The organism is Nocardia carnea (assembly GCF_029868325.1).
Classification (GTDB): domain Bacteria; phylum Actinomycetota; class Actinomycetes; order Mycobacteriales; family Mycobacteriaceae; genus Nocardia; species Nocardia carnea_C.
This window is the reverse complement of sequence record NZ_JARWNW010000061.1, coordinates 17,579-30,745: the sequence shown is the minus strand read 5'-3', so window position 1 is coordinate 30,745 and position 13,167 is coordinate 17,579. Positions and strand designations below refer to the sequence as shown.

At 66.2% G+C, this 13,167-nt stretch carries 13 protein-coding genes; 7 read left to right on the top strand and 6 right to left on the bottom strand.

What is annotated here, in order from left to right:
• The first annotated feature begins 188 nt into the window (after window positions 1–188).
• The 4 genes from QH196_RS03585 (at window position 189) to QH196_RS03570 (ending at window position 3,067) form a co-directional block, all read left to right on the top strand.
• Window positions 189–497, top strand: coding sequence for a GNAT family N-acetyltransferase (locus QH196_RS03585; protein ID WP_280414296.1), 309 nt, complete (start codon window positions 189–191; stop codon window positions 495–497).
• Window positions 490–1,470, top strand: coding sequence for a pirin family protein (locus tag QH196_RS03580; RefSeq protein ID WP_280414295.1), 981 nt, complete (start codon window positions 490–492; stop codon window positions 1,468–1,470). The genes QH196_RS03585 and QH196_RS03580 overlap by 8 nt, the downstream gene beginning before the upstream one ends.
• A gap of 125 nt (window positions 1,471–1,595) precedes the next feature.
• Complete coding sequence (locus tag QH196_RS03575) at window positions 1,596–2,036, top strand: MerR family transcriptional regulator (protein ID WP_280414294.1); 441 nt, start codon at window positions 1,596–1,598, stop codon at window positions 2,034–2,036.
• A 14-nt stretch (window positions 2,037–2,050) separates the two neighbouring features.
• Window positions 2,051–3,067, top strand: coding sequence for an aldo/keto reductase (locus QH196_RS03570; RefSeq protein WP_280414293.1), 1,017 nt, complete (start codon window positions 2,051–2,053; stop codon window positions 3,065–3,067).
• On the opposite strand, the gene QH196_RS03565 is transcribed toward QH196_RS03570, so the two are convergent.
• Window positions 3,028–3,942, bottom strand: coding sequence for a helix-turn-helix transcriptional regulator (locus tag QH196_RS03565; RefSeq protein WP_062978216.1), 915 nt, complete (start codon window positions 3,940–3,942; stop codon window positions 3,028–3,030). The two genes, QH196_RS03570 and QH196_RS03565, sit on opposite strands and share 40 nt — an antisense overlap.
• Before the next feature lie 101 nt (window positions 3,943–4,043).
• Here QH196_RS03565 and QH196_RS03560 point away from each other — a divergent pair, with 101 nt between their 5' ends.
• Complete coding sequence (locus QH196_RS03560; protein ID WP_280414292.1) at window positions 4,044–5,054, top strand: aldo/keto reductase; 1,011 nt, start codon at window positions 4,044–4,046, stop codon at window positions 5,052–5,054.
• A 90-nt stretch (window positions 5,055–5,144) separates the two neighbouring features.
• On the opposite strand, the gene QH196_RS03555 is transcribed toward QH196_RS03560, so the two are convergent.
• The 3 genes from QH196_RS03555 to cynS form a co-directional block, all read right to left on the bottom strand.
• A complete protein-coding gene (locus QH196_RS03555; protein ID WP_280414291.1) occupies window positions 5,145–5,618 on the bottom strand; it encodes an SRPBCC family protein in 474 nt (157 codons plus the stop codon).
• Window positions 5,615–5,947, bottom strand: coding sequence for an ArsR/SmtB family transcription factor (locus QH196_RS03550; RefSeq protein ID WP_280414290.1), 333 nt, complete (start codon window positions 5,945–5,947; stop codon window positions 5,615–5,617). The genes QH196_RS03555 and QH196_RS03550 overlap by 4 nt, the downstream gene beginning before the upstream one ends.
• A 72-nt stretch (window positions 5,948–6,019) precedes the next feature.
• The gene (gene cynS / locus QH196_RS03545; RefSeq protein ID WP_280414289.1) at window positions 6,020–6,469 is read right to left on the bottom strand and encodes a cyanase; all 450 of its coding nucleotides are present in this window, start codon (window positions 6,467–6,469) and stop codon (window positions 6,020–6,022) included.
• Window positions 6,470–6,718: 249 nt separating this feature from the next.
• Here cynS and QH196_RS03540 point away from each other — a divergent pair, with 249 nt between their 5' ends.
• A complete protein-coding gene (locus QH196_RS03540) occupies window positions 6,719–7,588 on the top strand; it encodes a formate/nitrite transporter family protein (RefSeq protein ID WP_280414288.1) in 870 nt (289 codons plus the stop codon).
• Window positions 7,589–7,645: 57 nt separating this feature from the next.
• Here QH196_RS03540 and QH196_RS03535 read toward each other — a convergent pair whose 3' ends face one another.
• Window positions 7,646–8,164 (bottom strand): hypothetical protein, encoded by a 519-nt coding sequence (locus QH196_RS03535; protein WP_280414287.1) that lies wholly within the window; start codon window positions 8,162–8,164, stop codon window positions 7,646–7,648.
• A 135-nt stretch (window positions 8,165–8,299) separates the two neighbouring features.
• On the opposite strand from QH196_RS03535, the gene QH196_RS03530 reads away from it, so the two are divergent.
• Window positions 8,300–8,983 carry a TetR/AcrR family transcriptional regulator C-terminal domain-containing protein gene (locus QH196_RS03530; protein ID WP_280414286.1) on the top strand — a complete coding sequence of 228 codons (684 nt, stop codon included), beginning with the start codon at window positions 8,300–8,302 and terminating at the stop codon, window positions 8,981–8,983.
• 183 nt (window positions 8,984–9,166) lie between these two features.
• Here the strand turns inward: QH196_RS03530 and QH196_RS03525 are convergent, their stop codons facing one another.
• Window positions 9,167–13,120 (bottom strand): DNA-directed RNA polymerase subunit beta', encoded by a 3,954-nt coding sequence (locus tag QH196_RS03525; protein ID WP_280414285.1) that lies wholly within the window; start codon window positions 13,118–13,120, stop codon window positions 9,167–9,169.
• Window positions 13,121–13,167: the final 47 nt, after the last annotated feature.

Below are 13,167 nucleotides of genomic sequence, written 5' to 3'. Positions count from 1 at the left end.
TCGCGGCGGCCGCCGGCACGACCTGCGCGTGGCCGAGGTACCGCAGGGGTGTCGCGCCGGTACTCGCGACCGATTCCGGCGGGCCGGCGGGGGCGGGGGTAGGGGGGGGTTTTTCCGCTGGCCGGGGGGGGCGGGGGGGGGCGGTGCGGCCGGGAGCCGGTAGTCGCAGACCGAGAGGAAGTGCGGAGATGACCGGAACAACCGAGGAGAGCACGGTCGTCCGCAACGCGGACAAAGACCGCTACGAGGTGTTCTACGGCGGCGGCCTCGCCGGTTTCGCCGAGTACACCGACCGCGGCACGGAAACCGTTTTCACCCATACCGAGGTCGATTCGGCATTCGAGGGCAAGGGGCTCGGCAGCAAACTGGCCGCGTTCGCGATCCGCGATACCGTCGACCGCGGGCACCGGATCCGTCCCGAATGCCCGTTCATCCGAAGCTATCTGGAGCGCCATCCCGAGTACGCCGCGCATGTGGTCGGCGTAGACGGTGAGTGATCTCGACCCGCATCCCGCCGAAACGCTGTGCGTGCCGGCGAGCGGCCCGGGCCCGGTGACGGAGTTCTATCCGGCCCGGGAAGTGCCGCTGGGCGGGGTGCGCGGCACATATGTCGAACGCACCCTCCCGCAGCGCGATCTGCCGACCGTCGGGGCCTGGTGCTTTCTCGACTACTTCGGCGCGCCGACGGTGACCACCACGGATCTGCCGCCGGATATCGACCCGCATCCGCATATCGGCCTGCAGACGGTCACCTGGCCGCTGGAGGGCAGGATCCGGCATCGCGATTCGGTGCATTCGGATGTGCTGATCGAACCGGGCCAGTTGAACCTGATGACCTCCGGCCGCGGCATCGCCCATTCGGAGTACACCGTGCCGGATGCCCCGGCCGGACGCGGACTGCAGCTGTGGATCGCGCTGCCCGACGCGCACCGCGATATCGCACCGCATTTCGAACAGCACCGCGATCTGCCGGTGCACCACGTTCCGGGCCTGCGCGCGACCGTACTGCTGGGAACGCTGGCCGGGGTCACCTCGCCGGCGATGATCTACACACCGCTGGTGGGCGCGGATATCGAGATCGATCCCGCCACCACGACCACGCTGCGGACGAACCCGGCGTACGAACACGCGGTCCTGGTGGTGGAGGGCGAAGTGACCGTGGCCGGTGTCGAGATGACCCCGGGCCCGCTGCTGTACCTGGGCACCGGCCGTGCCGATCTGGAGTTGTCCAGCGCCGGCGGTGGCCGGTTCGCGCTGATCGGCGGTGAGCCGCTCGCCGAGGAACTGGTGATGTGGTGGAACTTCGTCGCCCGCGAGCATGCGGAGATCGCCGCGGCGCGCACCGACTGGGAGCGGCGCAATACCGCCCGCTTCGGTGATATCGCCGGTCATCCGCCCGAACAGCGGATCCCCGCACCGCCGCTCCCCGGCGGGCAGTTGAAACCCCGCGGCCGCCGGCCACGCGGCTGAGAATCTCTTCGCGCCGCTTGCCTGGAGTCCACTCCAGGTGGATAGCGTTATCGCTGTTCGACGAGAGGACGCGGCTCGCCGCACCGAAAGGGCTGGCGCATTATTTCCGGACGAAGGTGAATTCCGTGAGTCTTTCCGCACCGACCGGCAGGGAGCCCGGCGGGGATATCCCCCGGCATACGATCGGCGCCGCCGCCCGGCACTGTGGGCTGAGCCAGGACACCCTGCGCTGGTACGAGCGCATCGGCCTGCTCTCCCATATCGGTCGCGATCACACCGGTAGACGCCGGTTCAGCGACCGCGACCTGGAATGGCTCACGCTGATCACCCGGCTGCGCACCACCGGTATGTCGGTGGCGGACATGATCCGCTACGCACAGCTGGTACGGGCCGGGGAGGACACTATCCCGGAACGGCTCGCCATGTTCCGCGCCACCCGCGCCGAGGCCCTCGACCGTATCGCCGAACTCCAGCAGACCGTGGCGGTCCTGGATTACAAGATCGCGCTCTACGAGGAGCACACCGCCTCCACCCCCGCCCGGTCGCCCGACAACGCCGCATCGTGAAGGGATTTCCGCGAATGACCACCCCCGCACCACTGCCGAGCACCCCGATGGGCCCCGAAGGGATCCGGGTCGGCATCCAGGGCCTGGGCTGTATGGGTATGAGCGAGTTCTACGGCCCCACCGACCGCGCCGAAGCGCGCGCGACCCTGGACCGGGCGCTCGAACTCGGCATCACCCTGTTCGATACCGCCGACATCTACGGTTCCGGGGACAACGAAGAATTCATCGGCGATTTCGTCCGCACCAACCGGGAACAGGTCGTGCTTGCCACCAAGTTCGCCATCACCCGTAAACCGGATGACCCGCACTACCGCGGCATCGACAATTCACCGGAATATATCCGCGCCGCTGTGGACGCCAGCCTGCGCCGGCTGGGAATCGACACCATCGACCTCTACTACATGCACCGGCGCGATCCCGGAGTACCCATCGAGGAGACCGTCGGTGTGATGGCCGAACTCGTCCAGCAGGGCAAGGTACGCGCGCTCGGGCTTTCCGAAGTCACCGGAGAAGAACTACGCGCCGCCCACGCGGTCCACCCGATCACCGCGGTGCAATCGGAATGGTCGCTGTTCTCCCGGGATGTCGAACGCACCGCGGTACCGGCGGCAGCCGAGCTCGGTGTCACCTTCGTTCCGTACTCGCCGCTCGGCCGGGGTTTCCTCACCGGATCCTTCGCACAGGCCGGCGAACTGAACGACACCGACTTCCGGCGGCATATGCCGCGTTTCACCGGCACCAACGCGACGCACAACGCGAGCCTGCTGGCACCCGTATACGAGATCGCCGAAGAACGGGAACTCACACCCGCACAGGTCGCCCTGGCCTGGGTGCATTCCCGGGCCCAAGAGCATGGGCTACCGATCGTGCCGATTCCGGGCACCCGCCGCCGCACCCGGCTGGCAGAGAATGCCGCGGCGGCCACGGTCGCGCTGACCGCCGCCGAACTGGCCCGGCTGGAACCGATCGCCGAACAGGTCGCCGGGCCGCGCTATGCGGATATGTCCTTCACCTCGGCGGGCCGCGAGTAGGGCACTGTCGCGGGACGTTCAGGAGATACCGTCTCCGAGCCGTCCAGGCGCTGGGTACCGATAACGCGCAGGAGTTCCAGCTTCTCCGCGGCATCGGTACCCGGCCGCGGCCGGTAGATCAGCAGCCGCTGGGTGGCGCTGGTGGTGAGCAGGGTTTCACAGTCGAAGGCGATTTCCCCGAGTTCCGGATGCACGATGCTTTTCACATCGGAGAGCCGCACGCTCACCAGATGCTCGTTCCAGAGCTCTTCGAATTCGGCACTGGCCGCACGTAGCGCGCCCACGTAATCCAGCACATCGGGGTCTTTCGCGCGGCGCGCCGCGGTGGCGCGCAGATCGGCCACCTGGCGGCGGGATATCCGGTCCACGTCGTCGGGCGGGCAGAATTCGCGGGCCGCCGGATCGGTGAACCACCGCCAGGCGAAGAAACGGTGCCGGCCGGGCAAGGTGGTCTGGTCACCGATCAGCAGGGTGTGCATCCGGTTCTGCACCAGGGTTTCGCCGAGATCGGTGATGACGGCTGCCGGTGTGTCGTCCAGTTTCGCCAGGACGTGCATCATGCCCGGTCCCACGTGTTTGTCCGGGCCGCTGCCGCCCGGCGGGGAGTGATCGCACAGGAAGTAGACGTGGTCGCGTTCGTCGCTGGTGTAGCGCAAGGCCCGGGTGAGCGCGGCCAGGACCTGCGTGGACGGCCGCGGACCGCGCGCCTGCTCCAGCCGGGTGTAGTAGTCCGTGGAGATCCCGGCGAGCAACGCCACCTCGTCGCGCCGCAACCCCGGCGTCCGCCGGCGCGAACCGGGCGGTAGCCCGACCTCCGCGGGCGTCAGCTGTTCGCGGCGCCGGCGAAGGAAGTCGGCGAGTTCGCTGCGTTCCATACCTCCACTGTCGCGCACCCCAGCGCCCGCAGCCAGGGATCGCCGCTCCCCCGATAAAGCGTCTCTGCCGGCAGAGCAAACGGGACACCACAGTGGAATCCATGACGAATACACAGATGCAGACCTCACGGTTGGGCCGTACCGGCCCCACGGTCGGCCGGATCGGATTCGGCGCCATGGGCCTGTCGGGCGTGTACGGGCCCGCCGACGAATCCGAATCGGTGGCGGCCATCCATGCCGCGCTGGATTCCGGCGCCGGGCTCATCGATACCGGCGATTTCTACGGGAGCGGTCACAACGAGATGCTGGTCGGTCGGGCGATCGCCGACCGGCCGCGCGAAGAGGTCACCCTCAGCGTGAAATTCGGTGCACTGATGGGCCCGGGATTCAGCTGGCAGGGGATGGACACACGGCCCGCGGCGGTGAAGAACTTCCTGAGCTACAGCCTGCGCCGGCTCGGCGTGGACCATATCGATATCTACCGCCCGGCACGGCTGGATCCCGCGGTGCCGATCGAGGACACCATCGGCGCCATCGCGGAAATGATCGACGCCGGTTACGTCCGACATATCGGACTGTCCGAGGTGGGCGCCGAAACCTTGCGCCGGGCCGCCGCCGTCCACCCGATCGCCGATCTCCAGATCGAGTATTCGTTGTTCTCCCGCGGTATCGAGGCCGAAATCCTGCCCACCTGCCGCGAACTCGGTATCGGGATCACGGCCTACGGTGTGCTCAGCCGCGGTCTGCTCAGCGATGCGCTGCGCGGCCGGGACCGTACCGCCCTCTCGGATTCCCGAGCCGGCATACCGCGCTTCCAGGGCGAGAACCTCGACGCCAACCTGAAACTCGTCGACACCCTGGCGGGCCTGGCCCAGGAGCGAGGTGTCACCACCGCGCAACTCGCCATCGCCTGGGTGCTCGGCCGCGGCGACGATATCGTCCCCCTGATCGGCACGCGCAGTGCGCGGCGCTGGGCCGAGTCGATCGGTGCCGCGGCGATATCGCTCACCCCGGCCGAACAGGCCGCGATCGCCGAGGCCATACCGGCCGCCGCGGTGATCGGCAGCCGGTATCCGGAGCCGCTGATGGCCACGCTGGACAGCGAGCGATGAGCCGCTGACATCCGGCCCGAACGGTGAACCAGCGACCGGGTGTGCCACGCGTCCTCGGCCCCGGTGCCCGAGGACGCAGCCGCCCACCGGTTACTTCGCCAGGAGGGCGTCCAGGGCCCGGTAGCTGGCGTTGAGCCCTTCGGCCATACCCGATTGCAGCATCCCGTCCCGCTCCTGCGGGGTGTGGAACTGGCTGACGGTGACCACCCGAGTGCGCCCGTCGCCGAGATCCTCGAACGTCGCCGCGTCGATGGTGATATGCGCGGGCATACCGTCCCATTCGAAGGACTGCACGATCCGCTCCTGGGGCACGATTTCCCGGAACCGGCCCTCGAATCCGTGGGACTCGCCGTCGGCGCGTTCGACGAAACGCCAGTGCCCACCCACCCGGAACTCCCAGCGCTCGATATCGAGCTGATTACCGCGTCCCCACCACTGGGCCAGTTGTTCGATCCGGCTGTAGGCGGCCCACACCCGTTCGCGCGAGGCGTTGAAAACCCGTTCGACCCGGATCTCGCGGTCGGCCGGGGTGGTGACGACGGCTTCTTCGGTGGCAGTGCTCATTGTTCGTGCTCCGTTCGTTGCAGGAATTCGCCGAGACGGTCCATACGCGCTTCCAGCATCTGCCGGTAGCCCTGCATCCAGGCCACCTCCCGTTCGAACACATCGGGGCCGATCCGGCAGTACCGGACCCGCCCCTTTTTCTCGGTGACCACCATCCCCGCCTCCTCGAGCAACCGGATGTGCTTCTTGATACCGGTGAGGGTCATCGCGAAGTCGTCGGCCAGTTCGCTGACGGTGGCGGGGCCGCGGCCGAGGCGCTCGAGGATGCCCCGTCTGGTGGGGTCCGCGAGCGCCCCGAAGGAGGCGTCCAAAAACTCATACTGAACCATCTAGTTCAGTATTAGCGCCCGGCGCAGCTGTGTCAACACGGCACCGCGACAAACTTTCGCAGACCCGGAACATCACCAGCGATAGTCGAGGAACTTGCCGTCGAAGGTGATGACGACCCGGTCACCATCCGGATCCGGCCGGCGCGCGAAGTCGACCTTGAAGTTGATCGCACTCATGATCCCGTCTCCGAACTCCTCGTGGATCAACTCCTTGAGCGCGGGACCGTATACGGAGATCGCCTCGACGAATCGATAGATCGTCGGATCGCTCATCAGCGCGGGATCCGCGCCGCGGGCCGGTTGCCGGCTCAGGCTCTCCGCCACCGCGTCGTCCAAGCCCAGCAGATCACACACCTGGTGCGCCTGCTCCGCCGTCATCGGATGCTGTCCGAGCAACGCGGCCGTCGTCCAGACCAGCGGGGCGCCGAGTGACTCGGCGATGGCAACCCAGGTCAGCCCGCGCCGGATACGTGCCGCAACAACGAGTTCCGCGGCCGCACTCTTGCTCATGATCGGCTCCATAGAGACCTCCTGATATCGGAATCACCGGAAATATCGAAAGCCTGCCACCGCCGGGCCTATCCGACCGTACCGGTATCGCACTGTTCACCTCACCGATACATTCGCTTCCGAAAATCTCGGCAACACAAATATGGCAAGGGAAATGGCGGCCGTGAGTACTCGGTTACACGGGTGCGCCCGGCTCGATACGACCCGGAAATCCGGACATCGCACACTTCGCCCACGAGCACTACAAGCGAAGGACGTGTCATGTCGTACCTCAAACCGGCGGAATTCGTCGGCGCAATGATCGACGCCGGCGAATCGAAAGCATTCATGTCCACGCGCGATACGGTGATCCGGGCCTTCATGGCGGGTGCGATTCTGGCCCTCGCCGCCGCGTTCGCGGTCACCATCACGGTGCAGACGGGCAACGCGCTCCTCGGCGCGGTTCTGTTCCCGGTCGGCTTCTGCCTGCTCTACCTGCTGGGTTTCGATCTGCTCACCGGCGTATTCACGCTCGTCCCGCTGGCCTGGCTGGACAAGCGGCCCGGAGTGAACTGGCGTGCGGTACTGCGCAACTGGGCCCTCGTCTTCGTCGGCAATTTCGCCGGCGCCTTCACCGTCGCCGTCATGATGGCCATCATCGTGACCATGGGTTTCTCGATGGATCCGAACGAGGTCGGGCAGCGCCTCGGCGAAATCGGCGAATCCCGCACCGTCGGATATGCCGACCACGGTGCGTCCGGCATGCTCACCCTTTTCATCCGTGGCGTGCTGTGCAATTGGATGGTTTCCACCGGCGTCGTCGCGGCAATGATGTCGACCTCGGTATCCGGCAAAGTGATCGCCATGTGGATGCCGATCATGCTGTTCTTCTATATGGGATTCGAGCATTCGATCGTCAATATGTTCCTGTTCCCGTCCGGCCTCCTGCTGGGTGGCGATTTCTCGGTCGGCGACTACCTGATCTGGAACGAAATTCCCACGGTGATCGGCAATCTGGTGGGCGGCCTGGCCTTCGTCGGCCTCACGCTCTACGCAACCCACGCCCGCACCGCCACTCCCCGGCCCCGTCCGGTGACCGAATCGGTCACAGAAGCCGATGAGGCGCCGACCGAGAGCGCCACCCGAGCCTGACCCGGACCCTCGCCCCGCTCCGGGCGCGGAGCGGGGCGAGCTGTCCACCCTGACCGGTCAGGCCATGAATACAACCGCGATGGCCGCCGCGGCGGCGCCGAAAACCACCACGTTCCGGATTCTCTGCAGAGTCCAGGTCCACGCCGGGAAGCCCGCCTCGGCCGCGGCCAGCAGCGCCGCGACATCGACTCGCATCAGCTCTGGATCGTTCTTTCGGCGGAAAGCCGCGCGCACCGAGTCCACCGCAGTGAGGTTGCTGTAGACGATAACCGCATTGCCGAGCAGCACCAGCGCGAATACGACCGTGTTCAGCGGCGCCGACCACGACACTCCGGCGAGGTTCAGGCCGACGACGGTGAGCAGTACGGCGGCGATACCGATCGGCGCGGCCGATTCGTGCCCACTGGCGTCGAAGCGCATCCCGTTTTCGCGCAATGCCGTGGTGCGCACACCTTGGCGTGCCAGTTCGTTCTGCGCGCAGACCATGGCCGTCGCACCGTACCGGTGCCGGACCAACGGCATGCTGACGAACGCTGCGGCGACGGCCGCGGCCAGTGTGGCGATGAGGACGTTCATGGCCGGTTCCCTTCTCGCGGCGCAGGCGGCGCCGACTTGAACTAAGTAAAAGTAGCGTAGCGCGCCACTTGAACTAAGTGCAATAGATCGCTTGAACTTTGTGCAAGAAGGGTCGACAGCCTCTAGAGTCGTTCTATGCCCCGCGATACCCTCACCCGCGACCAGATCGTCGGCACGGCCATCCGACTCCTCGACGAGGAGGGGCTCGACGGACTCAATATGCGGAGTCTGGGCAAACGACTCGATGCCGCTCCCACCGCGATGTACTGGCACGTCCAGAACAAGGACAATCTGGTCCGCCTCGCCGCCGACGAGATCTGGGCCGAAATAACCCTGCCCGACCTCGACACCATGGGCTGGCGCACGGCCGCCGAAACCATGGCCACCGGAATGTATTCGATGATGAGCCGGCACCCGTGGCTGGTCCAGGCACAGGCGTCGTATCTGCTGTACGGCGAAAACAAGTCACGCCACGACAACCACGCCCTCGCAGTCTATGAGAACGCCGGGTTCGTGCCCGAGGACGCAGACCGCGCCGCGGCTACGGTCTTCATGTTCGTTCTCGGCAACGCTGTGGGCGCGGCGGCGAATATCTCCCTGCGCCGCCGGCTTTCCGCCAAAGGCGGCGATCCGGAGGCAAAACTCGCCGAAGCCCTCGACTCCGCAGCCGATGTCGCCGGCCGATTCCCCCGTTTGCGCGCTCGAATCGAATCCGCCGCCGGTACCGGCTACAACGAAAGCCCGGACAACAGTTTCGAATTCGGCCTGAGAACCCTCCTCGACGGCCTGAAACGGCACACTATCGGCGGCGAACCCTAGCCGATCCACGGAATCCAGGCACCGCAATTCGCCGGGGCCGAACCAGAACCCGCCACCCTCGATCCGGCACCTCGGTACAGCCCGGCGACATCACCGCTATCGGTATTCCGGCCGGCACCAACGCAATCGGGCCCCCCCCCCCACCGGGGGGGGGGCCGATGTGGCTGTTACCGAACGAATCGACTACCGGTAGTCGCTGAACCCGTAGTCGTCCAGCGGAACCGCGGCACCAGTGGTGGCGCCGAAGCCCTCGGGGCTGTAGTAGGTGTCGTCGTAGGACGGCACCGCGTACGCCGCGGCACGGGCCTCTTCGGTCGGCTGGACCTGGATGTTGCGATACCGGTTGATACCGGTACCAGCCGGGATCAGCTTACCGATGATCACGTTCTCCTTGAGGCCGATGAGCCTGTCGGAACGGCAGTTGATCGCCGCATCCGTGAGGACTCGGGTGGTCTCCTGGAAGGACGCCGCCGACAGCCACGAATCGGTGGCCAGCGACGCCTTGGTGATACCCATCAGCACCGGACGGCCGGCCGCAGGCTCGCCGCCCTCGGCGACGACCCGGCGGTTGGACGCCTCGAACTCGGCACGCTCGGTGAGCGAACCGGGCAGGAACTCGGTGGCACCCGAATCGATGATCGTCACCCGGCGCAGCATCTGGCGGACGATGACCTCGATGTGCTTGTCGTGGATCGACACACCCTGCGAGCGGTAGACCTCCTGGACCTCGTGGACCAGGTGGATCTGCACCTGCCGGGGGCCCATCACGCGCAGCACCTCGTGCGGATCCGCCGCGCCTTCCAGCAGCTGCTGGCCGACCTCGACGTGATCGCCGTCGGACAGCAGACGCTCGGAACCGTCGTCGTGCTTGAACACACGCAGACGCTGACGCTTGGACAGCTTGTCGTAGACCACTTCGTCGCCACCGTCATCGGGGATGATGGTGATCTTGTAGAAGCGGTCGTCGTCCTCCAGCCGGATCCGGCCCGACACCTCGGCGATGGGCGCCTTGCCCTTGGGCACACGCGCCTCGAACAGCTCCTGCACACGCGGCAGACCGCCGGTGATGTCGTCACCCGCGACACCACCCTGGTGGAAGGTACGCATGGTCAGCTGGGTACCGGGCTCACCGATGGACTGGGCGGCGACGATACCGACGGCCTCACCGATATCGACCAGCTTGCCGGTCGCCATCGAACGGCCGTAGCAGACCGCGCAGACACCGGTACCGGTGCCGCAGGTCAGCACGGAGCGGACCCGGACCTCGGTGATACCGGCTTCCAGCAGCGCCTCGATGGCCGGGTCGCCGAGATCGGCGCCCTTGCCCACCACCACGTTGCCGGCGGCGTCCACCGCGTCGGACGCGAGCGTCCGGGCGTAGGCCGAGGTCTCCACGTGCGGGTCGCGGATCATGGTGCCGTCCGGCTGCTTCTCCGCGATATGCACGACGATGCCGCGCTCGGTGGAGCAGTCGGTTTCACGCACGATCACGTCCTGCGAGACATCCACCAGGCGTCGGGTCAGGTAACCCGAGTCGGCGGTACGCAGCGCGGTATCGGCCAGACCCTTACGAGCACCGTGGGTGTTGATGAAGTACTCGAGAACGGTCAAACCCTCACGGAACGAGGACTTGATCGGCCGCGGGATGAACTCACCCTTCGGGTTCGTCACCAGGCCCTTCATACCCGCGAGGGTACGGGTCTGGGTGAAGTTACCCGTGGCGCCCGAATCGACGATCGTGATGATCGGGTTATCGGCCGGGTAGTGCGCACGCAGCGCCTTACCGACCTCTTCGGTCGCTTCCTGCCAGATCTTGACCAGGGCGTTGTTGCGCTCCTGGTGATCGAGCGCACCACGCTGGTACTTCTTCTCGATCTGATCGGACTGCGCCTCGTAGCGCTCCATGATCTCGGCCTTCTCCGGCGGAACGAGCACGTCCGACATGGAGACGGTGACACCCGAACGCGTGGCCCAGTAGAAGCCGGCGTCCTTGAGCTTGTCGACGGTCTGCGCGACCACGATCATCGGGTACCGCTCGGCGAGATCGTTGATGATCGTCGCCTGCCGCTTCTTGGGCATCGGCTCGTTGATGAACGCGTAGTCCCCGGGCAGCAGTTCGTTGAACAGCACCCGGCCCAGCGTGGTCTCGATGGTCCACGCGTCGCCGCGCCGCCATCCCTCCGGGAACAGCTCGGCTTCGAGGTCCTTGGGCGGACGCTGATCGGTCAGCCGGACCTTGATGTTCGACCGCACGGTCAGCTCACCACGATCGACCGCCATCTGCGCCTCGGCCGGCGAGGAGTACACGCCCGTCTCCGGTCCGTCGGCGGTGGCCGGCTGGTACTCGCCCTTGGCGCCTTCGTCGAAGCGGGTCAGGTAGTACAGGCCGGTCACCATGTCCAGGCGGGGCATGGCCAGCGGCCGGCCGGACGCCGGCGACAGGATGTTGTTCGAGGACAGCATCAGGATGCGGGCCTCGGCCTGCGCCTCCGCCGACAGCGGCAGGTGCACGGCCATCTGGTCACCGTCGAAGTCGGCGTTGAACGCTTCACAGACCAGCGGATGCAGCTGGATGGCCTTACCTTCCACCAGCTGCGGTTCGAAGGCCTGGATACCGAGGCGGTGCAGGGTCGGCGCACGGTTCAGCAGAACGGGATGCTCGGCGATGACCTCTTCGAGCACATCCCACACCTGCGGCCGCTGCCGCTCCACCATCCGCTTCGCGGATTTGATGTTCTGCGCATGGTTCAGGTCGACCAGCCGCTTCATCACGAACGGTTTGAAGAGCTCCAGCGCCATCAGCTTCGGCAGACCGCACTGGTGCAGTTTCAGCTGCGGGCCGACGACGATGACCGAACGACCGGAGTAGTCGACGCGCTTACCGAGCAGGTTCTGGCGGAACCGGCCCTGCTTACCCTTGAGCAGATCGCTCAGGGACTTCAGCGGACGGTTGCCCGGGCCGGTGACCGGCCGGCCGCGGCGGCCGTTGTCGAACAGCGCGTCCACGGACTCCTGCAGCATCCGCTTCTCGTTGTTGACGATGATCTCGGGCGCGCCGAGATCGATCAGTCGCTTGAGGCGGTTGTTGCGGTTGATCACGCGACGGTAGAGATCGTTCAGGTCCGAGGTGGCAAAACGGCCACCGTCGAGCTGAACCATCGGCCGCAGTTCCGGCGGGATCACCGGAACGGCGTCGAGGACCATCCCCATCGGCGAGTTGCCGTTGGCCTGGAAGGCAGCCACGACCTTGAGCCGCTTGAGCGCGCGCAGCTTCTTCTGACCCTTACCGCTGCGGATGGTCTCGCGCAGATTCTCGGCCTCGGCCTGGATATCGAAGTTCTCCATCAGCTTCTGGATGGATTCCGCACCCATCGCGCCGGTGAAGTATTCGCCGTAGCGGTCCTGCAGCTCGCGGTAGAGCACCTCGTCCACGATGAGCTGTTTGGGGGCCAGCTTGGTGAAGGTGTTCCAGATCTCCTCGAGCCGGTCCAGCTCCCGCTGGGCGCGGTCGCGGAGCTGCTTCATCTCGCGCTCGCCACCGTCCTTCACCTTGCGGCGGACGTCGGACTTGGCGCCTTCGGCCTCCAGCTCGGCCAGATCGGCCTCGAGCTTCTGGGCCCGGGCCTCGAGATCGGCGTCACGCTGATCGGTGACGGTCTTCTTCTCGACCTCCATCTCGGCTTCGAGGGTCGACAGCTCGTTGTGCCGCATCTCGTCGTCGACAGCGGTGATGACGTAGGCGGCGAAGTAGATGATCTTTTCCAGATCCTTCGGCGCCAGATCGAGCAGGTAACCGAGCCGGCTCGGCACACCCTTGAAGTACCAGATGTGGGTGACCGGGGCGGCCAGTTCGATATGGCCCATCCGCTCACGGCGCACCTTGGCGCGGGTCACCTCGACGCCGCAGCGTTCACAGATGATGCCCTTGAAGCGGACGCGCTTGTACTTACCGCAGTAGCACTCCCAGTCCCGGGTGGGACCGAAGATCTTCTCGCAGAACAAGCCGTCCTTCTCCGGCTTGAGCGTGCGGTAGTTGATGGTCTCCGGTTTCTTCACCTCGCCGTAGGACCAGTTACGGATGTCCTCGGCGGTGGCCAGGCCGATCCGGAGTTCATCGAAGAAGTTGACGTCTAGCACGTAACTTCCTTTCCCCTGTGCGGGTCGAATACGAGCAAAAGTTCTCT